Annotated in this window: 23 protein-coding genes; 13 read left to right on the forward strand and 10 right to left on the reverse strand. The window is 70.7% G+C overall.

What is annotated here, in order from left to right; translation table 11 throughout:
- Nucleotides 1–172 precede the first annotated feature (172 nt).
- From ACGFZQ_RS19890 to glgB, 4 genes are all read left to right on the forward strand, one after another.
- The gene (locus ACGFZQ_RS19890; RefSeq protein ID WP_393841442.1) at nt 173–2,227 is read left to right on the forward strand and encodes an alpha-1,4-glucan--maltose-1-phosphate maltosyltransferase; all 2,055 of its coding nucleotides are present in this window, start codon (nt 173–175) and stop codon (nt 2,225–2,227) included.
- On the forward strand, nt 2,224–3,921 hold the full coding sequence (treS, locus tag ACGFZQ_RS19895) for a maltose alpha-D-glucosyltransferase (protein WP_393841443.1): 1,698 nt from the start codon (nt 2,224–2,226) through the stop codon (nt 3,919–3,921). Before ACGFZQ_RS19890 ends, treS begins: the two co-directional genes overlap by 4 nt.
- 104 nt (nt 3,922–4,025) lie before the next feature.
- Nucleotides 4,026–5,396 carry a maltokinase gene (locus tag ACGFZQ_RS19900; protein WP_351749011.1) on the forward strand — a complete coding sequence of 457 codons (1,371 nt, stop codon included), beginning with the start codon at nt 4,026–4,028 and terminating at the stop codon, nt 5,394–5,396.
- A 17-nt stretch (nt 5,397–5,413) separates the two neighbouring features.
- Nucleotides 5,414–7,600, forward strand: a complete 2,187-nt coding sequence (gene glgB, locus ACGFZQ_RS19905) for a 1,4-alpha-glucan branching enzyme (RefSeq protein WP_393841444.1) — start codon at nt 5,414–5,416, stop codon at nt 7,598–7,600.
- Here the strand turns inward: glgB and ACGFZQ_RS19910 are convergent.
- The 5 genes from ACGFZQ_RS19910 to ACGFZQ_RS19930 all read right to left on the reverse strand — a co-directional run bounded on the left by ACGFZQ_RS19910 (nt 7,575) and on the right by ACGFZQ_RS19930 (nt 13,374).
- Nucleotides 7,575–9,815, reverse strand: coding sequence for a HelD family protein (locus ACGFZQ_RS19910; protein ID WP_393841513.1), 2,241 nt, complete (start codon nt 9,813–9,815; stop codon nt 7,575–7,577). The two genes, glgB and ACGFZQ_RS19910, sit on opposite strands and share 26 nt — an antisense overlap.
- A 180-nt stretch (nt 9,816–9,995) precedes the next feature.
- Nucleotides 9,996–10,313: a thioredoxin gene (gene trxA, locus ACGFZQ_RS19915; RefSeq protein ID WP_393841514.1), complete on the reverse strand. Its 318-nt coding sequence runs from the start codon at nt 10,311–10,313 to the stop codon at nt 9,996–9,998.
- 14 nt (nt 10,314–10,327) lie between these two features.
- Nucleotides 10,328–10,756, reverse strand: a complete 429-nt coding sequence (locus ACGFZQ_RS19920) for a MerR family transcriptional regulator (protein WP_393841445.1) — start codon at nt 10,754–10,756, stop codon at nt 10,328–10,330.
- 29 nt (nt 10,757–10,785) lie between these two features.
- Nucleotides 10,786–11,559, reverse strand: coding sequence for a DUF2127 domain-containing protein (locus ACGFZQ_RS19925; protein WP_393841446.1), 774 nt, complete (start codon nt 11,557–11,559; stop codon nt 10,786–10,788).
- A 141-nt stretch (nt 11,560–11,700) separates the two neighbouring features.
- On the reverse strand, nt 11,701–13,374 hold the full coding sequence (locus tag ACGFZQ_RS19930; RefSeq protein ID WP_393841447.1) for an MFS transporter: 1,674 nt from the start codon (nt 13,372–13,374) through the stop codon (nt 11,701–11,703).
- Between the two features lie 175 nt (nt 13,375–13,549).
- Here ACGFZQ_RS19930 and ACGFZQ_RS19935 point away from each other — a divergent pair, with 175 nt between their 5' ends.
- Complete coding sequence (locus tag ACGFZQ_RS19935; protein ID WP_393841448.1) at nt 13,550–14,167, forward strand: TetR/AcrR family transcriptional regulator; 618 nt, start codon at nt 13,550–13,552, stop codon at nt 14,165–14,167.
- Between the two features lie 218 nt (nt 14,168–14,385).
- On the opposite strand, the gene ACGFZQ_RS19940 is transcribed toward ACGFZQ_RS19935, so the two are convergent.
- Nucleotides 14,386–15,765 (reverse strand): cation:dicarboxylate symporter family transporter, encoded by a 1,380-nt coding sequence (locus ACGFZQ_RS19940; RefSeq protein WP_393841449.1) that lies wholly within the window; start codon nt 15,763–15,765, stop codon nt 14,386–14,388.
- A 151-nt stretch (nt 15,766–15,916) separates the two neighbouring features.
- On the opposite strand from ACGFZQ_RS19940, the gene ACGFZQ_RS19945 reads away from it, so the two are divergent.
- Nucleotides 15,917–17,542, forward strand: coding sequence for an ATP-binding protein (locus ACGFZQ_RS19945; protein ID WP_393841450.1), 1,626 nt, complete (start codon nt 15,917–15,919; stop codon nt 17,540–17,542).
- Nucleotides 17,539–18,222, forward strand: coding sequence for a response regulator (locus ACGFZQ_RS19950; RefSeq protein WP_393841451.1), 684 nt, complete (start codon nt 17,539–17,541; stop codon nt 18,220–18,222). The genes ACGFZQ_RS19945 and ACGFZQ_RS19950 overlap by 4 nt, the downstream gene beginning before the upstream one ends.
- Here the strand turns inward: ACGFZQ_RS19950 and ACGFZQ_RS19955 are convergent.
- Together ACGFZQ_RS19955 and ACGFZQ_RS19960 are read right to left on the reverse strand one after the other, a co-directional pair.
- Complete coding sequence (locus tag ACGFZQ_RS19955; protein ID WP_393841452.1) at nt 18,198–18,383, reverse strand: hypothetical protein; 186 nt, start codon at nt 18,381–18,383, stop codon at nt 18,198–18,200. The two genes, ACGFZQ_RS19950 and ACGFZQ_RS19955, sit on opposite strands and share 25 nt — an antisense overlap.
- 52 nt (nt 18,384–18,435) lie before the next feature.
- A complete protein-coding gene (locus ACGFZQ_RS19960) occupies nt 18,436–18,996 on the reverse strand; it encodes a hypothetical protein (protein ID WP_393841453.1) in 561 nt (186 codons plus the stop codon).
- Between the two features lie 112 nt (nt 18,997–19,108).
- Here ACGFZQ_RS19960 and ACGFZQ_RS19965 point away from each other — a divergent pair, with 112 nt between their 5' ends.
- From ACGFZQ_RS19965 to ACGFZQ_RS19980, 4 genes are all read left to right on the forward strand, one after another.
- A complete protein-coding gene (locus ACGFZQ_RS19965) occupies nt 19,109–19,351 on the forward strand; it encodes a hypothetical protein (RefSeq protein WP_393841454.1) in 243 nt (80 codons plus the stop codon).
- The gene (locus ACGFZQ_RS19970) at nt 19,345–19,794 is read left to right on the forward strand and encodes a DNA-binding protein (RefSeq protein WP_393841455.1); all 450 of its coding nucleotides are present in this window, start codon (nt 19,345–19,347) and stop codon (nt 19,792–19,794) included. The genes ACGFZQ_RS19965 and ACGFZQ_RS19970 overlap by 7 nt, the downstream gene beginning before the upstream one ends.
- A gap of 57 nt (nt 19,795–19,851) precedes the next feature.
- Nucleotides 19,852–20,700 (forward strand): 5'-methylthioadenosine/S-adenosylhomocysteine nucleosidase, encoded by an 849-nt coding sequence (locus ACGFZQ_RS19975; RefSeq protein WP_393841456.1) that lies wholly within the window; start codon nt 19,852–19,854, stop codon nt 20,698–20,700.
- A gap of 61 nt (nt 20,701–20,761) precedes the next feature.
- Entirely contained in the window at nt 20,762–22,780 is a 2,019-nt protein-coding gene (locus tag ACGFZQ_RS19980) for a tetratricopeptide repeat protein (RefSeq protein ID WP_393841457.1), read from the forward strand.
- A 5-nt stretch (nt 22,781–22,785) separates the two neighbouring features.
- Here ACGFZQ_RS19980 and ACGFZQ_RS19985 read toward each other — a convergent pair whose 3' ends face one another.
- Complete coding sequence (locus tag ACGFZQ_RS19985) at nt 22,786–23,262, reverse strand: ATP-binding protein (protein ID WP_393841458.1); 477 nt, start codon at nt 23,260–23,262, stop codon at nt 22,786–22,788.
- Nucleotides 23,263–23,503: 241 nt separating this feature from the next.
- Here ACGFZQ_RS19985 and ACGFZQ_RS19990 point away from each other — a divergent pair, with 241 nt between their 5' ends.
- On the forward strand, nt 23,504–24,355 hold the full coding sequence (locus tag ACGFZQ_RS19990; RefSeq protein ID WP_393841459.1) for a helix-turn-helix domain-containing protein: 852 nt from the start codon (nt 23,504–23,506) through the stop codon (nt 24,353–24,355).
- A gap of 9 nt (nt 24,356–24,364) precedes the next feature.
- Nucleotides 24,365–24,556: a hypothetical protein gene (locus ACGFZQ_RS19995; RefSeq protein WP_217554459.1), complete on the forward strand. Its 192-nt coding sequence runs from the start codon at nt 24,365–24,367 to the stop codon at nt 24,554–24,556.
- On the opposite strand, the gene ACGFZQ_RS20000 is transcribed toward ACGFZQ_RS19995, so the two are convergent.
- Complete coding sequence (locus ACGFZQ_RS20000) at nt 24,553–25,014, reverse strand: PPOX class F420-dependent oxidoreductase (RefSeq protein ID WP_393841460.1); 462 nt, start codon at nt 25,012–25,014, stop codon at nt 24,553–24,555. The genes ACGFZQ_RS19995 and ACGFZQ_RS20000 overlap by 4 nt on opposite strands.
- Nucleotides 25,015–25,028: the final 14 nt, after the last annotated feature.

Below are 25,028 nucleotides of genomic sequence, written 5' to 3' on the forward strand. Positions count from 1 at the left end.
GTGCCGGATTGCGCACCCGAATAGGGTGGGAAGGCTCCTCCGGTACACCCCATGGACACAGCGCTGATACTCCGCACAGGTAGACCCTCAAGTACACCTTCGGACACCGCCGCAGGACCCATCTCCCACCATCCATCCGCCCACACCCACGTTGCCGCGGACAGGAGCGGTCATGCCCGCCACGCACCAGTCGTCAGCACCTCCGACTCAGCGCACGTCACCTCGTGCCACACCCCCCGCGGACGAGGCCACCGCCGTCGGCCGCATACCCGTCCTCGACGTCCGTCCCCTGGTCCAGCAGGGGCGCCGGCCCGCCAAGGCGGTGACCGGGGAGTCGTTCGAGGTCACCGCCACCGTCTTCCGCGAGGGCCATGACGCCGTCGCCGCCAACGTCGTACTGAAGGACCCCAGGGGCCGCCCGGGTCCCTGGACACCGATGCGGGAGCTGGCCCCCGGCACCGACCGCTGGGGCGCCACCGTCACCGCCGACGGAAAACCGGGCCGTTGGACCTATCAGGTCGAGGCCTGGGGAGATCCGGTCACCACCTGGCGCCACCACGCCCAGATCAAGATTCCGGCGGGCATCGACACCGGTCTGGTCCTGGAGGAGGGCGCACGGCTGTACGAACGGGCCGCCGCCGGTGTCCCGAAGTCCAGGAAGCGGGAGATCCTGCTGGCCGCCGCGGCCGGCCTGCGCGACGAGGAACGGCCCGCCCCCTGGCGGCTGGCCGCGGCCCTCACGCCCGAGGTCGACAAGATCCTGACCCGGTATCCACTGCGGGAACTGGTCACGTGCTCCGAGCCGTTGCCGCTGCTCGTCGAGCGCGAGCGGGCCCTGTACGGCTCCTGGTACGAGTTCTTCCCACGCTCCGAGGGCACGCCCGAGCGGCCGCACGGCACGTTCCGGACAGCGGCCCGCCGGCTGCCGGCCATCGCGGAGATGGGCTTCGACGTCGTCTACCTCCCGCCGATCCACCCCATCGGAACCACCTTCCGCAAGGGCCGCAACAACACCCTCGACCCCACCCGGGACGACGTGGGCGTGCCGTGGGCGATCGGTTCCCCGGAGGGCGGTCACGACGCCGTCCACCCGGACCTGGGGTCCCTGGAGGACTTCCGGTGGTTCGTGGCCGAGGCCGGCCGGCACGGCCTGGAGATCGCCCTCGACTTCGCGCTCCAGTGCTCGCCCGACCACCCCTGGGTGGAGAAACACCCCGAGTGGTTCCACCACCAGCCCGACGGGACCATCGCCTACGCCGAGAACCCGCCGAAGAAGTACCAGGACATCTACCCCATCGCCTTCGACACCGACATGCCCGGCCTGACCGCCGAGACGGTCCGGGTGCTGCGGCACTGGATGGACTGCGGGGTACGGATCTTCCGCGTCGACAACCCCCACACCAAACCGGTCGTGTTCTGGGAACGGGTGATCGCCGAGATCAACCGCACCGACCCCGACGTGATCTTCCTGGCCGAGGCCTTCACCCGCCCCGCGATGATGCGCACCCTCGCCCAGACCGGCTTCCAGCAGTCCTACACGTACTTCACCTGGCGCAACACCAAACAGGAACTCACCGAGTACCTCACCGAGCTGTCCGGCGAGAGCGCCGCCTGGATGCGGCCGAACTTCTTCGCCAACACCCCCGACATCCTGCACGCCTACCTCCAGCACGGCGGCCGCCCCGCCTTCGAGGTCCGCGCCGTCCTGGCCGCCACCCTCTCCCCCACCTGGGGCATCTACAGCGGCTACGAACTCTGCGAGAACACCCCCCTCAGGGAAGGCGGCGAGGAGTACCTCGACTCCGAGAAGTACCAGCTCAAACCCCGCGACTGGACCCGCGCCGACACCGACGGCATCGCCCCCCTCATCACCCGCCTCAACACCGTCCGGCGCAGCAGTCCGGCCCTGCGGCAGCTGCGCGATCTCCACTTCCACCACGCCGACCAGGACGCGGTGATCGTCTACAGCAAGCGGAGCGGATCGAACACGGTTCTGGTGGTCGCCAACCTCGACCCCCACCACACCCAGGAGGCCACGGTCTCGTTGGACATGCCGCAACTCGGCCTGAACTGGCACGAGTCGGTGCCGGTGCGCGACGAGCTCACCGGTGAAACCTTCAACTGGGGCAGGGCCAACTATGTGCGCCTGGAACCGGGTCGACGACCCGCGCATATCTTCACGGTTCTGCGACCGTCCCCGCGGATCGGAGGGTCACCCACAACATGATCGTCAACGAACCCGTCCAGGACACCTTCGAGGACACGCCTGCCAAGGACCGGGACCCCGACTGGTTCAAACGGGCCGTCTTCTACGAGGTCCTCGTCCGGTCCTTCCAGGACAGCAACGGTGACGGCATCGGCGACCTCAAGGGTCTGACCGCGAAGCTCGACTATCTGCAGTGGCTCGGTGTCGACTGCCTCTGGCTGCCGCCCTTCTTCAAGTCCCCGCTGCGGGACGGCGGTTACGACGTCTCCGACTACACCGCGGTACTCCCCGAGTTCGGTGACCTCGCCGACTTCGTGGACTTCGTCGACGCGGCCCACCAGCGCGGCATGCGCGTGATCATCGACTTCGTCATGAACCACACCAGCGACCAGCACCCGTGGTTCCAGGAGTCGCGCAAGGACCCGGACGGGCCGTACGGCGACTACTACGTCTGGGCGGACGACGACAAGCAGTACCAGGACGCGCGGATCATCTTCGTCGACACCGAGGCGTCCAACTGGACCTACGACCCGGTCCGCAAGCAGTACTTCTGGCACCGCTTCTTCTCCCACCAGCCGGACCTCAACTACGAGAACCCGGCGGTGCAGGAGGAGATCCTCTCCGCGCTGAAGTTCTGGCTGGACCTGGGCATCGACGGCTTCCGGCTGGACGCGGTGCCGTACCTCTACCAGCGCGAGGGCACCAACTGCGAGAACCTGCCCGCCACCCACGACTTCCTGAAGCGGGTGCGCAAGGAGATCGACACCCAGTACCCGGACACCGTGCTGCTGGCGGAGGCGAACCAGTGGCCGGAGGACGTCGTCGACTACTTCGGCGACTACCGCAGCGGCGGCGACGAATGCCACATGGCGTTCCATTTCCCCGTGATGCCGCGGATCTTCATGGCGGTACGCCGGGAATCCCGCTACCCCGTCTCGGAGATCCTCGCCAAGACCCCCGCCATCCCCTCCGGCTGCCAGTGGGGCATCTTCCTGCGCAATCACGACGAGCTCACCCTCGAAATGGTCACCGACGAGGAACGCGACTACATGTGGGCCGAATACGCCAAAGACCCACGGATGCGCGCCAACATCGGCATCCGCAGGCGGCTCGCCACCCTCCTCGACAACGACCGCAACCAGATCGAACTCTTCACCGCCCTGCTGCTCTCCCTCCCCGGCTCGCCGATCCTCTACTACGGCGACGAGATCGGCATGGGCGACAACATCTGGCTCGGCGACCGGGACGCCGTCCGCACCCCCATGCAGTGGACCCCCGACCGCAACGCCGGCTTCTCCTCCTGCGACCCGGGACGCCTCTACCTGCCGGCGATCATGGACCCGGTCTACGGCTACCAGGTCACCAACGTCGAGGCCTCGATGTCCTCCCCGTCCTCGCTGCTGCACTGGACGCGCCGGATGATCGAGATCCGCAAGCAGAATCCTGCCTTCGGACTGGGGTCCTACACCGAACTCCAGTCGTCGAACCCGGCCGTGATCGCGTTCCTGCGCGAGTACGAGGACGATCTGGTCCTCTGCGTCCACAACTTCTCGCGGTTCGCCCAGCCCACCGAGCTGGACCTGCGGCGCTTCAACGGCCGGCATCCGGTGGAGCTGTTCGGCGGGGTGCGGTTCCCGGCCGTCGGTGAGCTGCCGTACCTGCTGACCCTGGCGGGGCACGGCTTCTACTGGTTCCGGCTGCGCGCGGACGGGTGACCGGAACCCGGCATAGTCCACCCCGGGCGGCGGCGGTTTCCTCCGGCCCGCCCGGGGCACGCATCACTAACGCCCCCGACGACCGGGGAAAGGACGTACCCGCCATGGCGGAAACGGTCACCCCCTCCACGCCCCCTCTCCTCGCCTCGCTCGATCCCCTCCTGCGCGAATGGCTGCCCCGGCAGCGCTGGTTCGCGGGCAAGGGCACTCCGGTCACCGGTTTCGCCACGGTGGCCGAGACCGAACTCCTGCCGTCGGACAGCAGGCTGGGCCTGCACCATCTGCTGGTCCGCGCCGAACAGCCGCCCGCCCCCGCCGAGGCCGGCGACTGCTACCAGCTCCTCATAGGCGTACGCGAGGCGCTGCCGCCCCGGCTGGCGCCCGCGCTGATCGGCCACCTGACCGACGGCCCGCTGGCCGGACACACGGTGTACGACGCCCTGTACGACCCCCGGCCCGCCGAGGTGCTCCTGGAGGCGCTGCGCACCCGGGCCCGCATCGGCGGGCTGTTCTTCGAACGCGACCCCGGTCCGGAGATACGCGACGGGCTGGTGGCCCGGCTCCTGACCGCCGAGCAGTCCAACTCCTCGGTCGTCTACGGAGATACGTTCATCCTGAAGCTCCTGCGGCGGGTCGTGCCCGGCGTCAACCCCGACCTGGAGATACCCCTGGCCCTGGCCCGCGAGGGCTGCGCCCGGGTGCCCGCCCCGACGGCCTGGCTGCGGGCCGAGCTCGCCGGGGAGTCGTACGTCCTGGCCGTCCTCCAGCCCTTCGTACGCGGCGCGACCGACGGCTGGGAGCTGGCCCTGCGCGAGCTGGCCAAGGGCGAGGACTTCGCGGCGGACGCGCGGGCGCTGGGGCGGGCCACCGCCGAGGTGCACACGGCGCTGGCCCGGGCGCTGCCGACCGTCACCCTCGGGCACAGGCAGCTGGAGTCGATGGTCGCGGGCATGACCGAGCGGCTGGCGGCGGCCGCCCAGGCGGTGCCGGCGCTGCAGCCGTACGAGGACGGGCTGCGCTCGGCCTACCAGGCGCTGGCCGGCCTGGCCGCCGAGGGCCGCACCTGGACCGCCCAGCGGGTGCACGGCGATCTGCACCTGGGACAGTGCCTGCGCTCGGCGTCCGGGGAGTGGTCCCTGATCGACTTCGAGGGCGAGCCGGCCCGCCCGCTGGCCGAGCGCCGGATGCCGCAGCCGCCGGTGCGCGACATCGCCGGCATGCTGCGCTCCTTCGACTACGCGGCCCACTCGGTGACCCCGCCGGCCCGCGCCTGGGCGCGGCTGTGCCGGGCGGCCTACTGCTCGGGGTACGCCGAGATCACCGGCGTCGACCCCCGCACCGACCCCGTGCTGCTGCGGGCCTACGAGACCGACAAGGCCGTCTACGAGGTCGTCTACGAGGCCCGGCACCGCCCCGACTGGCTTCCCGTGCCCCTGTCGGCCGTCCACCGCCTCGCCACCTCCGACTCGACCTGATCCCGGGAGACCCGTCCGTGACCTCCAAGAAGTCCGTATCCGTAGCCGCCGAGGACCGCGATCGGCTGCTGCTCGGCACGCACCACGACCCGCATTCGGTCCTGGGCGCCCATCCGGTGCCGGGCGGCGGGATAGCCGTGCGGGTGTTCCGCCCGTACGCCCGCGCGGTGACGGTGGTCGCCGGCCGGGATCTGCGGGCCGACCTGCACGACGACGGCGACGGCTTCTTCTCCGTCCTGCTCCCCCTCTCCGACGTGCCGGTCTACCGGCTGCTGGTGGAGTACGACGGGACCGTCCAGGAGACCGAGGACGCGTACCGCTTCCTGCCCACCCTGGGCGATCTGGACCTGCATCTGCTCGGCGAGGGCCGGCACGAGCGGCTGTGGCAGGCGCTCGGCGCGCATCCGACGACCCACCAGGGCGTGCCGGGCACCCGGTTCTCGGTGTGGGCGCCGAACGCGCGGGGCGTGCGGCTGGCCGGCGGTTTCAACTTCTGGGACGGCACCGGGTATCCGATGCGCTCGCTGGGCTCCTCCGGGATCTGGGAGCTGTTCGTGCCGGGCGTCGGCGCGGGCGAGCTGTACAAGTTCGACATCACCCGCCCGGACGGCTCCCACACCCTGCGCGCCGACCCGCTGGCCCGGCGTACCGAGGTCCCGCCCAGCACGTCGTCCATCGTCCACGCGTCCCGGCACGAGTGGGCCGACGAGGAGTGGATGACCCACCGGGCCGACACCCCCGTGCACGAGGCCCCCTTCTCCGTCTACGAGGTGCACCTGCCGTCCTGGCGCCCCGGCCTGACCTACCGCGAACTGGCCGACCAGCTCCCGGACTACGTCCGCGACCTGGGCTTCACGCATGTCGAGCTGATGCCGGTCGCCGAGCACCCCTTCGGCGGCTCCTGGGGCTACCAGGTCACCGGCTTCTACGCGCCGACGGCCCGCCTCGGCACCCCCGACGACTTCAAGTACCTGGTCGACGCCCTGCACCGGGCGGGCATCGGGGTGCTGATGGACTGGGTGCCCGCGCACTTCCCGCGGGACGACTGGGCGCTGGCGGAGTTCGACGGGCGGCCGCTGTACGAGCACTCGGACCCGCTGCGGGCCGCCCACCCGGACTGGGGCACCCTGGAGTTCGACTTCGGGCGCCGGGAGGTGCGCAACTTCCTGGTGGCGAACGCGCTGTACTGGTGCGAGGAGTTCCACATAGACGGGCTGCGGGTGGACGCGGTCGCCTCGATGCTCTACCTGGACTACTCGCGCGAGCCGGGCCAGTGGACGCCGAACGAGCACGGCGGCCGGGAGAACCTGGACGCGGTGGCGTTCCTCCAGGAGATGAACGCGACGGTCTACCGGCGGGTGCCGGGCGTGGTGACGATCGCCGAGGAGTCGACGGCCTGGGAGGGCGTGACCCGCCCCACCGACACCGGGGGGCTCGGCTTCGGCCTGAAGTGGAACATGGGGTGGATGCACGACTCGCTGGAGTACATGTCCCACGAGCCGGTCCACCGCAGGTACCACCACCACGAGATGACCTTCTCGATGGTGTACGCGTACAGCGAGAACTACGTGCTGCCCATCTCCCACGACGAGGTCGTGCACGGCAAGCGCTCGCTGGTCTCCAAGATGCCCGGCGACTGGTGGCAGCAGCGCGCCAACCTCCGTGCCTACCTGGCCTTCATGTGGGCCCACCCCGGCAAGCAGCTCCTCTTCATGGGCCAGGAGTTCGCCCAGGGCGCGGAGTGGTCGGAGGCGCACGGCCCCGACTGGTGGCTGCTCGACCCGGCCTACGGCGCCGAGGCCGACCACCGGGGCGTCCGCGACCTGGTCCGCGACCTCAACACCGTCTACCGCGCCACCCCGGCCCTCTGGCAGCGGGACACCTCCCCCGCCGGCTTCCAGTGGATCGCGGGCGACGCGGCCGAGGACAACGTCTTCGCCTTCCTGAGGTACGACGCCGAGGGCACCCCGCTGCTCGCGGTCTCCAACCTCGCCCCCGTGGTCCGCTCCGACTACCGCCTGGGCATCCCGGACGAGATCCCCGCCTGGCACGAGACCCTCAACACGGACGCGGCCCCGTACGGCGGCAGCGGTGTCACCAACCCCGACCCGGTCAAGCCGGAGCCGCAGGGCAGCCATGGCCGCCCCGCGAGCATCCGCCTGACCCTGCCGCCGCTGGCTACGGTGTGGCTGCGGCCTGCCTGAGCCCGGCCGGCAGGCCGCCGGTGTGCAGTACGCCCAGTCGCTGGGTGGCGCGGGTGAGGGCCACGTACAGGTCGCTGGTGCCGTAGCGGCCCGGTTCGACCACCAGGACCGAGTCGAACTCCAGACCCTTGGCCTGGCGCGGGTCCAGGAGCACGACCGTCCGGGTCAGGTCGGGTTCGGCGCCGGCCGTGACGCCGTCCAGGCGGTTGGCCAGGGAGCGGTGGAGGTCGCGCGGGGCGATCACGGCCAGGCGGCCCTCCGCCGGGGTGAGTTCGGCGACCGCCTTCTCCACGGCGCCGGGGAGGTCGTCGTGGGCCTGCCGGATCCACGGGCGCACGCCCGTCGAGCGGACCGAACTGGGGGGCTCGAAGTCCGGGTTCTCGGCGCGGACCACGGCCGCGGCGAGGTCCATGATCTCGGACGGGGTGCGGTAGTTGACGCCGAGGCGGGTGTGGTCCCAGCGGTCCTCGACATACGGTTCGAGGATCTTGGACCAGGAGCCCACGCCGGCCGCCTCCGCGGTCTGGGCGGGGTCGCCGACCAGGGTCATGGAGCGGGTCGGGCTGCGCCGCATCAGCAGCCGCCAGGCCATCGGCGACAGCTCCTGCGCCTCATCGACGATGATGTGCCCGAAGGCCCAGGTGCGGTCGGCGGCGGCCCGCTCGGCCGCGCTGCGGAAGTCCTCCTCCTCGTGGCGCTCGGCGAAGCGTTCGGCGTCGATGATGTCGTGCGCGGACAGGACCTCCGAGGCGTCGGGATCGCTGTCCTCCTTGTCGTCGAACTCGTAGGTCCGGGAGGCGTAGGACACGTCGAGGACGCCCTGTGCGTAGGCGATCTGGGTCTCCCGCTCGCGTTCGGCGCGGGCCCGGGCGACGCGCTCGTCGATGCCCAGCAGCTCGGCCGCCTCGTCGAGGAGGGGGACGTCCGAGACCGTCCAGGACCGGGTGACCGGGCGGCGGACCGCGGCCGCGTCCTGGGCGCCGAGATACCCCTCGGGTGCGGCCAGGAAGTCGGCGACCAGGCGCTGCGGGGTCAGCCGCGGCCACAGCTGGTCGACGGCCGACCAGACCTCGGGGTTCTCGGCGAGTTCGTCGCGGATCTGGGTGATGTCGGAGGCGTCCAGCAGGCTGCTGCCGTCGAAGGGGTCGGTGCCGACCCGCTCGGCGTACAGCTCGGTGAGGGTGTTGAGGATGTGGCCCTCGAAGTACTCACGGGCCACGTTGTGCGGGAGATCGGCGGCGCGGGTGCGCTCGCGGGCCATGTTGACCAGGCCGTCGTCGAGCATCAGCACTTCGCGGTCGTGCTCGACGGTGATGACCGGGTCGGGCAGCGCCTGCCGGTCGCGTACGACGGCGGCGAGCACGTCGGCCATGTCGGCGCGGCCCTTCACGGCGGCCGCCTCCGGGGTGTCGGCCGCCGTGGCCTTCACCCCGGGGTACAGCTCGCCGACGGTCGCCAGCAGCACGCCGGTCTCGCCGAGCGAGGGCAGCACCTCGCCGATGTAGCCGAGGAAGGCGGGGTTGGGACCGACGATGAGTACGGCCCGCTTGGCGAGCAGTTCCCGGTGTTCGTAGAGGAGATAGGCGGCCCGGTGCAGGGCGACCGCGGTCTTGCCCGTCCCGGGGCCGCCCTCGACGACCAGGACCCCGCGGTGCGGTGCCCGGATGATCTCGTCCTGCTCGGCCTGGATGGTCTGCACGATGTCGTTCATCCGGCCGGTGCGGGCCGAGTTGAGGGCCGCGAGCAGCACCGCGTCGCCGGACGGGTCCTCGTGGCCGGTGCGCTCCTGGTCGCCCAGGTCGAGGATCTCGTCGTGCAGGGAGGCGACCGTGCGGCCGTCGACGGTGATGTGCCGGCGGCGGCGCAGGCCCATCGGGGTGTGGCCGGTGGCCAGGTAGAAGGGGCGGGCGACCGCGGCGCGCCAGTCGATGAGGACCGGGGTGCGCTCGGCGTCGTTCCGGCGCAGTCCGATCCGGCCGATGTGGTGCTTCGTGCCGGAGACCAGGTCGATCCGGCCGAAGCAGAGGGAGCCGTCCACGGCGTTCAGCGCGGCGAGCAGCCCGGACCGCTCGGCGACCAGGATGTCCCGCTCCAGTCGGGCCTGCATCGGCTTGTCGCCGAGGGCGAGGGCGTCCGCGACCGCGTCCTCGGTGTCGCCGCGCAACGCGTCCACCCGTGCGTACAGTCCGTCGATGAATTCCTGCTCGTGCTGCAATTCATCGTCCGGATATTCGGTGTTTGACAATTCCGCTCCCGCCCGGATATACTGTGCCCACTGAACTTCTTCGCGATCGAGTCGATTTCATCGTCGACTTGAAGTCACGAACTCTTGAATATACGCAAAGAAATCCCCCGAGCGCAATTGCTCGGGGGATTCTTCGTATAACCGGCCGGTTCAGAGCAGCACGTCGGACAGCTCCTCCAGGAGCCGCCGCTTGGGCCGGGCGCCCACCATCGACTTCACCGGCTCGCCGTCCCGGAACACCATGAACGTGGGCATCGACAGCACCTTGTAGGCGTTCGTCGTCTCCGGGTTGTGGTCCACGTCCAGCTGGACCACCTTCAGCCGCTCGCCCTCCTCCGCCGCGAGGGCCGTGAGCACCGGCGCCATCTGCCGGCACGGCGGGCACCAGTCGGCGGTGAACTCCACCAGCACCGGCCCCTCCGCCCCGATCACCTCCGCCGCGAAGTCCGCGTCCGTCACCTCGGCCACACCCGCCGCCTTGGTCATCCGCCATCCCCTCCCAGCTCGCACACCGGTTCCGGACCACCCGGAACCTGCGCCTCGGCGGCCAGCACGTCCCGCGCCCGCTCGGCCCGCCCCAGCTGGGCCCCGACCTCGGCCCGCACGGCCTGCAACTCGCCGATGAGCGAGTCCAGCTCCGCCAGCTTGCGCCGGTAGACCGCGAGCGACGCCGGACAGGTGTCGCCCTCCGGGTGCCCGGCCCGCAGGCACTCCACGAACGGCCGGGTCTCCTCCAGCTCGAACCCGAAGTCCTGGAGCGTCCGGATCTGCGTGAGCAGCTTCAGATCGCTCTCGTCGTAGGTCCGGTGGCCGTTGTCGGAACGCCGCGCGGGCAGCAGCCCGCGCGCCTCGTAGTACCGCAGGGTGCGCGTGGTGGTACCGGCCCGTGCGGCCAGCTCGCCGATTCGCATGTCCACGACGGTAGGACTTGACGCCGACGTCAAGGCAAGCTCGGCTGCACGCCCGCGGACTCCTCGACCTCCAGCAGGGAGGCGCTGTGCCGCTCCTCATCGAAGGCCCGGCGCCCGCCGCGCAGCCCGAACAGCCGCTTGGCGAGGGCGATGTAGAGCACCGCGAGGATGTTCAGCACCAGGGTGGCGATCTTCAGGTAGCTGACCTTCTCGGTGAGTTCCCAGATCTCCAGCGGCAGGAAGGCGGCGGTGGCGACCACCGTCAGGTACTCCGCCCACCGCTTGGCGTACCAGAGGCCGACCGCCTCGACGAGTTCGATCAGCGCGTACGCCAGCAGCAGCGCGGCCACCAGCAGCAGCGTGGAGTGCTTGTAGCCGAAGGCCTTCTGTATGGAGCCGACGACCGGTGAGTGGTCGAGGTCGTAGTGGAAGTGCTTGAAGACCGGCCGGAAGGTGTCCAGGTACTCGTTGAAGAGCCGGCGCACCGCGTCCTGGCTGTTGCTGAACTTCCACACCGCGACCGCGACCAGCACGATGAACACCCCGCGCACGGCCCGCTCGATCGCCAGGAACCGCAGGATGAACAGATCCCGCAGCACCTTTCCGCGTGGCACCAGCGGGGCGTCCGCCGCCGGGCCCCAGCCGTGCGGCTCGCCGAGCGCGAAGTCGCCGCACCGCAGACAGCGCCAGGCCTCCCCGACCGCGGTCTGGGCGTGCAGCCGCACCCGCAGCCGCGGGTCGTCGGGGGCATAGGTCACATGCCCCTTGCGCGCGCAGTGCCGACGGTCCCAGTCGATCTTCATCCCCCGTGCCTCCATGCAGCCATGCCGACGTGCCGTTCCGGTCGAAGTCCCGGTCGACGCCTCGGTCGAAGTTCCGGTCGAAGTTCCGGTCGAACAGGAACGGCACGTTAGTGGATACGGCTGACAAGTGGCGGTGAGGGGTCAGCGCGCCCCGCTGTCCGCCAGCTCCCGCTCCCCGGCCGGAGCCTCCGCTTCGGCCTTCTCGCGCCCCGGCAGCAGTACCGCCACCAGCACGGTCCCGATGCCCAGGATCACCGCGCCGACCAGGCTGGTATGGGCCACCGCGGCGGCGAAGGAGGAGCCGACGGCGTCCGCCATCTGCCCGGCACCCTCGGCCAGTTGCCGCGCCTGTGCCTTCAACTGGGCCGCCTGCTGCGGGTCGGTGGCCTGCGCGGCCCGGGCGGCCGTCCGCCTGGCCTGCTCGCCGATGCCCTGGGCGACCGCGTAACCGGCGCCGACCGAGTCCTGGGCGGTGGCGAGGGCGCTGGCGGGCAGCTTGCCGCCGCTGGTGGCGTCCGTGAGGTGGCTGCCGTACGAGGTGACGAGCAGCGAGCCGAGGATGGCGATGCCGAGGGAGCCGCCGAGCTCCAGCGAGGTGTCGTTGACGGCGCCGCCGACGCCCAGTTCGGACTCCGGGAAGGCCCCCATGATCGCGTCCGTGCAGGGCGAGAGCGCGAGGCCGATGGCCAGCCCGAGGATGATCAGGGGCGCCAGGAAGTCCCCGTATCCCGAGGCGGCGTCCACCCGGGTGAGCAGGGCGAGTGCGGTGGTCCCGCCGACCATCCCCGCCGTGACCGTCCACTTCATGCCGACGCGCGGGGTGAGCCAGCCGGTCAGGGCCGAGCCGGCGAAGACCGCACCGGCGAGCGGGAGCATGCGGACGCCGGTGCCGAGGGCGTCGTAGCCGAGGACGAACTGGAGGTGCTGGGTGAGGTAGTAGAAGGCGCCGAAGACGGCCAGGAAGAACAGGGCGACGGCGAGGTTGGAGCCGGCGAAGCGGCGGTGGGCGAAGCGGCGGACGTCCAGGACCGGGTGCGGGTGGCGCAGCTCCCACAGGGCGAAGGCGACGAGGCCGGCGCCCGCGACCACGGCCGCGGTGACCGCCCTGACGCCCCAGCCGAAGTGCGGCCCCTCGATGATCATGTAGACCAGCGAGCCGGTCCAGAGCACGGAGAGCAGCCCGCCGACGTAGTCGATGCGGTGGTGGTGACCGGCCCTGGACGGCGGTACGAGGACAAGGGCGCCGACGATCGCGACAGCCGCGATCGGCACGTTGATGAGGAAGGTCGAGGACCAGCCGTGGTCGCGCAGCAGGGCACCGGCGACCACCGGTCCGGCGGCGATGGCGAGCCCGGCGGTGGCGGTCCACAGGGTGATGGCCTTCGCCCGCTCGTGGCGCGGGAAGGTGGCGGCGAGCAGGGAGAGGGTGGCCGGCATGATCAGCGCGGCGCCGGTGCCCATCACGGCACGGGCCGCGATCACGGTCGTGGCGCTGTCGGCGAGATACCCGAAGACGGCCCCGCCCCCGAACACGACCAGCCCCAGGATCAGCGCCCCGCGGCGGCTGTACTTGTCGCCGATCGCGCCGAGCAGCAGCATCAGGGCGGCGTACGGCACGGTGTAGCCGTCGATGACCCACTGCAGGTCGGCGCTGCTGAGCCCGAGATCGGTGGTCATGTCGGGCGCGGCCACCGTGAGGGCGGTGTTGGCCATCACGATGACCAGCAGGCTCAGGCAGAGCACCAGCAGTGCCCACCAGCGGCGCGGATACGGCCGCTCCGTCGTCTCGACCGGTTCCTTCATGACGAGTCGCATGGCAGGGATCGCCTTCCTCACGCGTCTGATGCCGTCTGATGCGCACGACTGGACTTGCACAACGGCGTGCAATTGCACAACCGTGTGCAATATAGAGGATCTGCACACCACTGTGCAATCTGAGGAGGTGAAGCCCTTGCGGAGAGACGGCGAGCCCCGCCGCGGGGCAGGCAGAATGGCAGTCATGACCACGGGTAACCCCTCCCGCGCCGACGTGAACCGGCGCCGCATCCTCGACGTCGCCCTCGCCGAGCTGCTGTGCGACCCCGACGCCTCGATGGACCAGATCGCGCGCGCGGCAGGGGTCGTACGACGGACCGTGTACGGCCACTTCCCGAGCCGGGAGGCGCTGATCGGCACGCTGGTCGACGGCGCGGTGGAGGCGCTGGTGGCAGCCGACGCGAAGGCCCGCCGGGAGACCGCGAACCCGGCGGAGGCGGTGGCCCGGTCGGTGCTCGCCATCTGGGAGATCGCCGACCGCTACCGGCTGCTGGTCGGCCTCGCCCAGCGCACGGTCACCATGCGGGGCATCCGCGACCGTCTGGCCCCCCTGCGCGAGAACAAGGCGGAGCTACTGCAACGCGGCCTCGACGAGGGCGACTTCACCTCACCGCTGCCGGCGCCGGCCCTGGCGTACGTCCATGAGCAGCTACTGTTCGCGGTGATGGAGGCGGTCAACGACGGTCTCCTCGACGCGAAGGAGGCGGGCCGCTCCGCCGCGGTCAGCGCACTGACGGCAGCGGGCGTGCCCGCCTCCAGGGCCACGGAGTTGGTGGCCGAGTTGAGCGAGTAACCCGGGTACGGCTCCGGGCGGCTGAGCGGGGGGGAGTTGTCAGCCGCCCGGAGGACGGTGGCCGGACGGCCGGCCCGGGTTCAGGCCGAGCCGGACGTCCGACGGTTCGGGAGCGCCCCGAAGGGGCGCGGGCCGTATCGATGTGCGGACTCCGCCGCGTGGGCGCGACCAGCCACAGGCGACCGGCACCCGCGCATCCACAGCGGCTCGGCAGACGCTCAGGCCTTCGCCAACTCCTCCCGCTGCTCAGGAACCTCGGGCGTACCCGGCTCCCCGTCGTCCAGCAGCGTCTTCTCGTCGAACGGCAGCTCACCCGCGAGCACCTGCTGCACGCGGCCCTTGTCGATCTCCTTGGTCCACGTGCCGATCAGCACCGTGGCGACCGCGTTGCCGGCGAAGTTCGTCAGCGCGCGGGCCTCGCTCATGAACCGGTCGATGCCGACGATCAGACCGACGCCGTCCACCAGCGCGGGCTTGTGCGACTGCAGACCACCGGCCAGCGTGGCCAGACCGGCGCCGCTGACGCCCGCCGCGCCCTTCGAGGCCAGCAGCAGGAAGAGCAGCAGCGGGATCTGCTCACCGATCGACATCGGCGTACCGAGGGCGTCGGCGATGTACAGCGACGCCATGGTCATGTAGATCATCGTGCCGTCGAGGTTGAAGGAGTACCCCGTCGGAACGGTGATACCGACGACCGGCTTGCTGATCCCCAGGTGCTCCATCTTCGCGATGAGCCGCGGCAGCGCGGACTCGGAGGAGGAGGTGGACAGGATCAGCAGGAACTCGCGGGCGAGGTATTTGAACAGGGTGAAGATGTTCAGCCCGGCGATCGCCCGGAGCATCGCGCCCAGCACCACGAAGACGAACAGCACACAGGTGATGTAGAAGCCGAGCATCAGCACGGCGAGGCTCTTGAGCGCGTCGAGCCCGGCGGACCCCACGACGGCCGCGATGGCACCGAACGCACCGATCGGCGCGGCCCACATGATCATGCCCAGGATGCGGAAGACGAGCCGCTGGATGTGCTCGACGCCCCGCAGCACCGGCTGCCCGGCCGACCCCATGGCCTGCAGCGCGAACCCGGCGAGCAGCGCGATCAGCAGCGTCTGCAGCACCTGGCCCTCGGTGAAGGCGGAGACGAAGGTGGTCGGAATGATCGACAGTACGAAGTCGACGCCGCCGAGCGCCTCGGAGTCCACCTGGGCGTGTCCGGTGGCCTTCAGGGCGTTGGTGATGTGCAGCCCGTCACCGGGGTGCAGGATGTTGCCGACGACCAGGCCGATGGTGAGCGCGACCAGCGACATCACGGTGAAGTAGCCGAGCGCGATACCGCCCACGGCACCGACCTTGGCGGCCTTCCGTACGGACCCGATCCCGAGCACGATCGTGCAGAAGATGATCGGCGAGATCATCATCTTGATCAGGTTGACGAATCCGGTACCGAGGGGCTTGAGCTCGACGCCGGCGTCGGGCCAGATGAGCCCCACGGCGATACCGAGCCCCACCGCGATGATCACGGCGATGTACAGGTAATGGGTACGGTCCCGCTTCACAGCGGGAGCGGCAGGTGCCGTACTGGGGGAGCTTGCGGCGGCCACGGCTGCCCTCCTTGACGTCTTCGTCGGTATCACCGGCGTGCGGCTCACGTCCGGGGGATATGGGGGTTGCCGTGACTATCTCCTGGTCTGTGAGCCCGGTCACCCTTCCGTTCATTTCGTTCACGCTTCACCCGAGAGGCACACTGCTGCCATGCGCCTCCCGTCCCTCCCCCGCCCCCGCAGCCTGGCCGGCCAGCTGTTCGCCATGCAGGCCGTGCTGATAGCGGTGCTGGTCGCCGGGTACGCACTGTTCACCTACGTGAACGACCGCCACCAGGCGCAGGAGGCGGCGGCCCGGCAGGCGACGGCGGTGGCAGGGTCGGTGGCGGACGCGCCCTCGGTGCGTTCGGCGATCCACACGTCCGATCCGAGCGCCCTGCTGCAGCCGTACGCCCTCCAGGTCATGCGGGACACCGAGGTCGACTTCATCACGATCATGACCCCGGACGGCATCCGCTGGACCCACCCCGACAAGAACGAGATCGGCAAGCACTACCTGGGCCATATCGAGGCGGCCCAGCACGGCCACACCTACAGCGAGACGTACAAGGGCACGCTCGGCGCGTCGGTACGCACGGTGACGCCGGTCCTGGAGAACGGCCGTGTGATCGGCCTGGTGAGCGCCGGCATCAAGGTGGAGGCGATCAGCAAGCGGGTCCAGGAGCAGGTCACGGCCCTGCTGGGGACCGCGGCCGGCGCGCTGCTGCTGGGCGCGCTCGGCACCTACGTCGTCAACGCCCGCCTACGACGTCACACGCACGGCATGAACGCGGCCGAGCTGAGCCGGATGCACGACTACCACCAGGCGGCGCTGCACGCGGTCCGGGAAGGCCTGCTGATGCTGGACGGCCAGTTCCGGGTGGCGCTGATCAACGACGGGGGCCGGGAGCTGCTGGGGGTGGGCCCGGAGGGGCAGGTCGTGGGCCGCTCGGTGGCGGACCTGGGCCTGCCGGCACCGCTGACCGGCGCGCTGCTGGCCTCGGAGCCCCGGGTGGACGAGGTGCATCTGACGGCGGACCGGGTGCTGGTGGTGAACACCTCGCCGGTGTCGGGCGGTGAGCGCCGCGGCACGGTGGTCACCCTCCGGGACGTCACCGAACTCCAGGCCCTGACAGGCGAGTTGGACTCGGAGCGGGGCTTCACGCAGGCACTGCGCTCGCAGGCGCACGAGGCGGCGAACCGACTGCACACGGTGGTCTCGCTCATCGAGCTGGGGAGGGCTGCGGAGGCGGTGGACTTCGCGACGGCGGAGCTGGAGCTGGCGCAGGCGCTGACCGACCAGGTGGTGGCGGCGGTCAGCGAACCGGTCCTCGCCGCGCTGCTGCTGGGCAAGACGGCCCAGGCGAACGAGCGGGGCGTGGAGCTGGTGGTCTCGGACGAGAGCCGGCTGGATGACGGTTTGCTACCGGAGAGCCTGTCGGCGCGCGATCTGGTCACCGTCCTCGGCAACCTGATCGACAACGCGGTGGACGCGGCCCAGGGGACGGTCCGGGCGCGTGTGACAGTGACCGCCTTCGCGGAGGAAGCCGAGCTGGTGATGAGGGTGGCGGACACGGGTGCGGGGGTGGACCCCGCGCATGCGGAACTGGTCTTCCAGCGCGGCTTCTCGACGAAGCCGGCGGGACCGGGCGGCCGGGGGCTGGGGCTGGCACTGGTCCGGCAGGCGGTGACACGTCTGGAGGGCACCCTGACCGTGACGGAGGCGCCGGAGGGCGGGGCGGTGTTCGAGGTGCGGTTGCCGTTGCGGGCGTCGCTGGCGGGGGGCGAGGCCCGATGACCGGGGAGCCGATCAGAGTCCTGGTCGTCGAGGACGATCCGGTGGCCGCGGACGCGCATGTCATGTACGTGGGCCGGGTGCCGGGGTTCGTGGCGGTGGGGAAGGCGCACACGGGGGCCGAGGCACGGCGGATCATGGACCGTACGGCCGTCGATCTGCTGCTCCTGGACCTGCACCTGCCGGACGTGCACGGCCTGCAGTTCGCCCGCTCGCTGCGGGCGGCCGGCCATCAGGCCGACGTCATAGCGGTGACGTCGGCGCGGGACCTGGCCGTGGTGCGGGAGGGCGTCTCGCTGGGTGTCGTCCAGTACGTACTGAAGCCGTTCACCTTCGCGACGCTGCGGGACCGGCTGACCCGGTACGCCGAGTTCCGGGCGGCGGTGGGCGAGGCGAGCGGCCAGGACGAGGTGGACCGGGCGCTGGGCGCGTTGCGGGCACCGTCGCCCGCGGCACTGCCGAAGGGGCTGAGCGCGCCGACGCTGGAGCGGGTGACGGTCGCGTTGCGGGAGTCGGAGGAGGGGCTGACCGCGGCGGCGCTGGCGGAGAGCGTGGGGATTTCGCGGATCACGGCTCGGCGCTATCTGGAGCACCTGGTGGAGGCGGGGACGGCGGGCCGGAGTCCGTTGTACGGGCAGGTGGGGAGGCCGGAGTTGGTTTATCGGTGGGGGCGGGGGCGGTAGGGGCGTCGAGTTCGGCGGCCCAGCTCCGCGACCCGGTCACCCCAGTCCCGTAACGCCTCCGGCCGCCCCGAACCGTCCGCCGCTTCGGCCAGCGCCAGCCCGGCATCCCCTCCCGCGCCCTCGGCCAGGGCCGCCAGCAAAGCCGACAAAGCCGCTCTCATGCGCCGTTCCGTCCCCCGATGCCCCTGATGCGTGGGCATCAACGGTACGGCGTCAGCCCGCACTCCGTACTGCTCTCGCCGGCCTCATGTACAGCAGAACCTGCACCCCGAGCCCCACCACCGCGAGCGCCTCCACCACCGACAGCCCGACCAGCAACCCACCGCCGTCCCCGCCGGCCCAGAACACCACCAGCGCGGCCAGCGGCACCGCGCAGAACGCCGTCAGATCGATCACGGCCTGGATCGTCTTGCGGGTCCGCCGCCGGACGTCGGTCCGGTGGTACGCCTCCCAGCCGAAGGTGCTGAAATCCCCACCCTCGGGGGCCAGTTGGGCGAGTCGGGGCCCCAGCTCATCCCGCACGTAGAGCCCGATCGCGGAGATCTTCTCGTCGTTGACCAGGTACGTCCACCCGAGCACCACACACACCGGCGGCAGCGCCAGCAGCATCGACGCCTGCTTGGCCTGCGCGGCCGCCGCGATGACGGCCGCGACCACCGCGAGCGTCACGTACAGCAGGTTGTCCCGGAACCCGATGCGCGCCTTCTGCTCGTCCTTGATCGTCTGGTACTCGGCGAGCAGCAACTGCCCGACGGTGACCCCTTGCTCCGGCATACGGCTCTCCCCACCCGACGCACCGACTTACGCCGGGACGACCATACCGCCTCCGACCTGGACATTCTCCGCCTCACTCGTTTTTTCCTACCACTGGTGTTACGTTTTATGAGTGAGCAGTCATGCCGTTTCTCCCACGCCGGAACGGGCCGGCAAACGGTCCGTGTCCCTCCCCCAGTCGTTGATAAAGGAAATCGAGGCCAGGACCGGCAGGACCGGCTTCTCAGCCGTCGTGTCCGAGGCCCTGGAACAGTGGCTGGCCATGGCCAAGCTGCGTGAGGTCACCGAGGCCGACGAGCAGGAGTTCGGCCCGATCGGTGCCGACGCCCTGCGGCACGCGGAGGACGAGTGGTAAGCAAGCGCCTCAAGACTCTGGGCAAGGGGGGAGGGACACTGGTCCTGGACGCGCAGGGGCTCTCCCTCCAGGTTGACGGCGATGAGCGGATGCGCGCCCGGATCAAGGCGGCAGAGCTGAACGGCCGCCGAGTCGCGCTGTCCGCCCTCACCCCGCTGGAAGTCCGGCGCTCAGGGCAGGCCGGCCGACGCCTCGCTTTCCTGCTGTCCCACTTCGACGTCAAACCGGTCGACGAGGCGGTCCTGCGCACCGCGGCCCTCCTCCTGGACACGACGGGCCTGGACGGTCACGAATGTCTGGTCGACGCGGTCGTCGTCGCCACCGCCGCTCTCTGCACGCCACCGGTGCGCCTGGTGACGTCGGACGGTTCTCACATACCCAAGCTGTGCGCCGCCGTCCATGAGCTGCCGCAGCAGCCCTTCATCGGCCTCATCACCGTCTGATCCGCAGCCTGGGCCAACGGGACCGCCCGGCAGGAGACTTGGCGCTACCGTGGACGAATGCCCGCGAAGCGACCGCGTCCCACCGCCGCAGCCGTCATCCTCACCGCCCTGCCGGAGGAGTACGACGCCGTGCGCGCCCATCTCGTCGACGCCGAGGAGATCGTCCACCCCAGGCACGGCACCCGGGCCGAACTCGGCCGGCTCGCGGACACCGCCTGGACCGTGGCGCTCGCCGAACTGGGCGTGGGTGCCCTGACCGCCGCCTCGCTCACCACACAGATCGTCGACTGGCTCGACCCCGAGGCGGTGCTCTTCGTCGGCGTCGCGGGCGGCCTCAAGGACGACATCGAGATCGGTGACGTCGTGGTCGGCACGAAGGTGTACGCCATCCACGGCGGCAAGCAGACCCCGGACGGCTTCCAGGCTCGCCCCGAGATGTGGGTCGGCTCGCACCGGCTGGTACAGGCGGCACGCTCCGCGCTGCGGGACATGCCGGACGTACGAGGGCACCGCAAGCCGATCGCCGTCGGCGATGTCGTCCTGGCCGACGACAGATCGGCCTTCGCCGCCCACATCCGCCACCACTACAACGACGCCTGCGCGATCGAGATGGAGGGCTCCGGCGCCGCGCACGCGGCCCACCTGAACGGCCAGTTGGACACCCTGGTGATCCGGGGCATCAGCGACCTCGCCAACGCCGACAAGCACACGGCAGACGCCTCCGGCTCGCAGATCCTCGCCGCCGAACGGGCCGCGTCGGTCGCGGTGGCGGTCCTGCGCAAGCACCAGCCCCGGGAGTCCTCCGACTCCGAGGAGGATCCCCAAGGACGGTACGGCGGCGACCACATCGACTTCAGGGGCGGCACCTTCCACGGCCCCGTCATCGGCAAGCAGACCGGACGGTAGCGGCAAGGGCACGACCCACGGCCCGGTCCCCCACGCGACGGCCACCCTGCCGCCACGCCCGTTGAGCTTCACCGGTCGGACGGCGGAGCTGGACCGCCTGCTCCCTCACCTCGCCCCGGAAAATGCTGACGGGGACGCCCTCCCCGTCCTCATCTTCGCCGTCACCGGCATGGGTGGCATTGGCAAGACCGCGCTGGCGGTGGAGACGGCACATCGGGCGCGGGCGGAGGGGTGGTTCCCGGGCGGCACGCTCTTCGTGGATCTGCGCGGGTACGACCCCGATCCGGTCACCGCGGACCAGGCAGTCCTGGCCCTCCTCGACGCGCTCGGCGTCCGGGGGCAGTACCTGCCGCCGACCACGGAACGCCAGTACGACGCCTACCGCAGACTCCTCGCCGAACAGCAGGACCGGATGCTGCTGATCCTGGACAACGCCTCGGATCCGTCCCAGTACCTGCCGCTGCTGCCGGGCACGGACCACCACAGGGTGCTGATCACCTCCCGGGACCGACCCGACGCCCTGTCGATACGCCTCATCGACCTGGAGACCCTCGACCCGGACGACTCCGTCGCCCTGGTCAGCCGGGCACTGTACGCCACCGACGAGCGGGACGAACGCCCGGCGCGCGAGCCGGACGACCTACGCGAACTGACCGATCTGTGCGGCCACTTGCCCCTGGCCCTTCAGATCGCAGCCGCCATGCTGCGCCGACGCCGGCACCGGAGCATCGCCTCACTGGTCGCCGAGATCAAGGCGACCGGGGACCCGACCACCGTCCTCGACAACGGCAGTCACGGTACGGATCAGTACGGCCGTTCGCTGGTCCTCCGGCCCGTGCTGGAGACCTCGTATCGCCGACTGCCCCCCGATCAGGCTCGGTTGCTGCGGCTGCTCGCCCTCGCACCGGGTGCGGAAACCGGCACGGAGGCGGTGGCCGCACTGGCCGACCTCGGCGAGGAGACTGTGCTGTCCTTGCTGGAGGACTTGGCCGCCACACACCTCGTCACGCCGGTCCGGGACGGCGAGGGGGCGGCTTCGGTGGTGCGGTGGCGGTTGCATGACTTGGTGCGGGCATATGGAGTCGGTGTGGTGGCGGGGGACATGGAATTGCGGGAGGAGGGGGAGGCGGCGCGGGCACGGGTGTTGGAGTTCTACTACCGGTGGGCGGACGCAGCGGATGACCGGTTGCGTTGGCTGCCGGGGATGGCGAATCCGGAGCGGTTCGGTGATCGGTGGGAGGCGTTGGCCTGGTTCGACGGGGAGCGGGCGGGGCTGGTAGCGGCGGTCGGGTGGGCACGGGAGGAGCGGTTCTCGGATGCGGCGGTACAGCTGGCCGACTGTCTGTCCGAGTATCTCGGCTGGCGGCGTTACTTCGATGACTGGATCACCGTGGCCGCCGCGGCGCGGGAGGCCGCATACGGTGCCTCAGACCGCCGCAGCGTGGCCGGCACGTGGAACAACCTCGGCCTCGCCCTCCTGGAGTCGGGCCGCGCGGAGGAAGCGATTGACGCCCACACTCGTGCCCGCGACCTGTGCCAAGACGCCGACGACCGCCATAGCGAGGCCATCGCTTGGAACAACCTCGGCCTCGCCCTGCGGCAGACGGGCCGCGCGGAGGAAGCGATTGACGCCCACACTCGTGCCCGCGACCTGTACCAAGACGCCCACGACCGCCACAGCGAGGCCATCGCTTGGAACAACCTCGGCCTCGCCCTCCTGGAGACGGGCCGCGCGGAGGAAGCGATCGAGGCCCACACCCGTGCCCGCAACCTGTACCAAGACGCCGACGACCGCCACCGCGAAGCCACCGCGTGGAACAACCTCGGCCTCGCCCTGCGACAGGCGGGCCGCACAGAGGAAGCGGTCGAGGCCCACGCTGAGGCATTGGGCGCCTTTGAGGAATTCGAGGACTGGTACCGAGCCGGCACAGCCTTCCAAAACCTGGCCATCGCTCACGAGACCGCCCACCGCCCAGCAGACGCGCGCGCCTGCTGGCTCCAGGCCATCGACGCCTACACTCGCGCCAACGCCCCCGCCGACGCCGCCCAAGCCCGCATCTACGCCGCCCAACTCGCCTAACGCTCTCACCACCCCCCAGCCCCCCACCCCGGCAACACCGCCCACATCCGCGTCCCGCCCCCGGGCTCCCGCCCCTCCCCGAACCCCCACTCCCCCTCACACGCCCGCACCACGCACCCCAGCACCCGCAGCGCGGCCCGCCTCCGCACCTCGCAGGCCGCGGCGACCCGTGGGTGACGGTGCCGAGGATGCCCGTCGTAGAGGATCACCCGCAGCGCGTCCTCCCGGTACCGCAGCGACAGATACACCTCCTCCCCCGGCGTGAATCGACCGGCACACGCGGCCAGTTCACTCACCACCTGTACGGCCGCGTCCGTCATGTCCTCCAGCCCGTGCACCTTCAGCACGACCCGAGTGGCCGCCCGCGCGACCCGGCAACTGGCCGCGCCCGCAGGCAGCGTGAAGCTGTAGGCGAGCGTGTCCGGAGAGGGCGCCGACACCTCCGGGACGTCGTCCGTGACGATGGGACAGGGCGTGGCCATGAGTAACTCCTCTTCAGCAGACGGGACTTGAGACACCCACACGACAGCGCCGGTGGCCTGTCGCGTGAACCCGGGCAGGCTCGCGCGATGCACTTCCGGTGACACCGATCCGTAAGCAACTCGTCACCGACTGTAGAGCATCACCGGAGTACACGTACTACTCTCGGCGGAACCGGTCGGTGGACCAACCCCCCGTCTCAAGGCAGACTGGCCCCGTCGACAGCCAGCCGCGAGGGACCACATGCCGCCGAGAAACACACCGACGGAACGCCAGCGCCGCCTCGGCGAGGAGTTGCGCAGGATGCGGATCGCGGCCGGGATGACCACGGAGTACGCCGCAGGCCTGCTGGGCGTCCCGCGCACCAATGTGCCCAACATGGAGTCCGGCCGCTCCGGCATCAGCCCCGAACGCGTGCGTACCCTCGCCGACAACTACGGCTGCACGGACCAGGCCTTCGTCACCGCACTCGCCGCCATGGCGGGCAGCCGCGAGAAGGGCTGGTGGGAGACGTACCGGGGGCAACTACGCGACGGCTTCCTGGACATCGCCGAACTGGAGTGGCACGCCAGGCGGCTGCGCATAGCGGTCACTGTGCACATGCCCGGACTCCTCCAGACCGAGGAGCACGCACGTGCGGTCTTCGGCGCCGTCTTCCCGCCCCTCGCCCCGGCCGACATCGACCTGCGCACCGCCCACCGCATGGACCGGCAGCAGGTTCTCGACCGTCCCGAGCCCCCCGCCCTCGACGTGATCCTCCACGAGGCGGCCCTGCGCATGGAGTTCGGCGGGCCGAAGGCGGCGCGACGACAGCTCGACCACCTGCTGCGCATGTCCGAGGGCGACAGCGTCACCCTCCGGGTCATCCCGTTCAAGGCCGGCGGCTTTCCCGGCGCCGGGCAGTCCGTCGTCTACGCCGAGGCCGCCGTACCCCGCCTCGACACCGTCGAGCTGGACAGCACCCACGGTCCCGAGTTCCTCGACACGGAGGCACAGCTCGGCAAGTACCGGGCCCAACTCGACGCGGCCGCCGCCGTGGCCCTCGACGCCGACGCGGCCCGCGACTTCATCCGCACCCTCGCCAACGACCTCTAGGAGCACCCCGTGCCGGACATCACCTGGGAAGAGCCCTTCTGCGGCGAGGGCGCCAACTGCTTCCGCCTGGGCACCGACCCCCAAGGCAACGCCTACATAGCCGTCGCCGGCCAGGAGGACACCTACCTCACCGACACCCGCGAAGCCCTCCGCACCCTCATCCGGGACATCAAGGCCGGCAGAGCCGACCACCTGCTCTAGCCGTTCTCCCCCTCCAGCACACCCGGCCGGAACGGCTCCACCCCGACCACCCGCCGTACCTTCACCGGCTCGATCAGCAGCATCACCCGCCGCTCCCCGGGCAGCAGCCACGGGTACCGGTCCTCCCCGATGTACTTCCGGGTCAGCCGGTCCATGGAACGCTCCGCCTCCTCCCCCTCCACGAACCGCACCACCCGGCCCCGGATCTCCACCCGGTCGTAGGGGTTGTCCGGGTCGTGGTGCGAGAGCGAGACGCCGGGGTTGCGCCGCAGGTTCTCCTCCTTCACGCGGCCGATCGCCGTGTTGACCATGACGTGGTCGCCCTCGAGGTCGACCCACATGGGCGACACCTGCGGCGTACCGTCCGGCCCGACGGTCGCGAGATGCCAGAAGTTCGGCGCCAGCAGCCGCTCACGAACCTGCTCGTCCAGCTTGCCTGTGCGGTCCACGGAATACATAGGGGCATCCTCGC

Origin of the sequence: Streptomyces sp. NPDC048254 (assembly GCF_043201895.1) — a bacterium.
Lineage (GTDB): Bacteria > Actinomycetota > Actinomycetes > Streptomycetales > Streptomycetaceae > Streptomyces.

What these genes read in the sequence shown, in the direction of transcription:
- ACGFZQ_RS19890 (WP_393841442.1), top strand. Translation starts at nt 173, where the DNA reads ATGCCCGCCACGCACCAGTCGTCAGCACCTCCGACTCAGCGCACGTCA.
- treS (WP_393841443.1), top strand. Translation starts at nt 2,224, where the DNA reads ATGATCGTCAACGAACCCGTCCAGGACACCTTCGAGGACACGCCTGCC.
- ACGFZQ_RS19900 (WP_351749011.1), top strand. Translation starts at nt 4,026, where the DNA reads ATGGCGGAAACGGTCACCCCCTCCACGCCCCCTCTCCTCGCCTCGCTC.
- ACGFZQ_RS19920 (WP_393841445.1), bottom strand. Translation starts at nt 10,756, where the DNA reads ATGCGAATCGGCGAGCTGGCCGCACGGGCCGGTACCACCACGCGCACC.
- ACGFZQ_RS19925 (WP_393841446.1), bottom strand. Translation starts at nt 11,559, where the DNA reads ATGAAGATCGACTGGGACCGTCGGCACTGCGCGCGCAAGGGGCATGTG.
- ACGFZQ_RS19930 (WP_393841447.1), bottom strand. Translation starts at nt 13,374, where the DNA reads ATGCGACTCGTCATGAAGGAACCGGTCGAGACGACGGAGCGGCCGTAT.
- ACGFZQ_RS19935 (WP_393841448.1), top strand. Translation starts at nt 13,550, where the DNA reads ATGGCAGTCATGACCACGGGTAACCCCTCCCGCGCCGACGTGAACCGG.
- ACGFZQ_RS19945 (WP_393841450.1), top strand. Translation starts at nt 15,917, where the DNA reads ATGCGCCTCCCGTCCCTCCCCCGCCCCCGCAGCCTGGCCGGCCAGCTG.
- ACGFZQ_RS19950 (WP_393841451.1), top strand. Translation starts at nt 17,539, where the DNA reads ATGACCGGGGAGCCGATCAGAGTCCTGGTCGTCGAGGACGATCCGGTG.
- ACGFZQ_RS19955 (WP_393841452.1), bottom strand. Translation starts at nt 18,383, where the DNA reads ATGAGAGCGGCTTTGTCGGCTTTGCTGGCGGCCCTGGCCGAGGGCGCG.
- ACGFZQ_RS19960 (WP_393841453.1), bottom strand. Translation starts at nt 18,996, where the DNA reads ATGCCGGAGCAAGGGGTCACCGTCGGGCAGTTGCTGCTCGCCGAGTAC.
- ACGFZQ_RS19975 (WP_393841456.1), top strand. Translation starts at nt 19,852, where the DNA reads ATGCCCGCGAAGCGACCGCGTCCCACCGCCGCAGCCGTCATCCTCACC.
- ACGFZQ_RS19985 (WP_393841458.1), bottom strand. Translation starts at nt 23,262, where the DNA reads ATGGCCACGCCCTGTCCCATCGTCACGGACGACGTCCCGGAGGTGTCG.
- ACGFZQ_RS19990 (WP_393841459.1), top strand. Translation starts at nt 23,504, where the DNA reads ATGCCGCCGAGAAACACACCGACGGAACGCCAGCGCCGCCTCGGCGAG.
- ACGFZQ_RS20000 (WP_393841460.1), bottom strand. Translation starts at nt 25,014, where the DNA reads ATGTATTCCGTGGACCGCACAGGCAAGCTGGACGAGCAGGTTCGTGAG.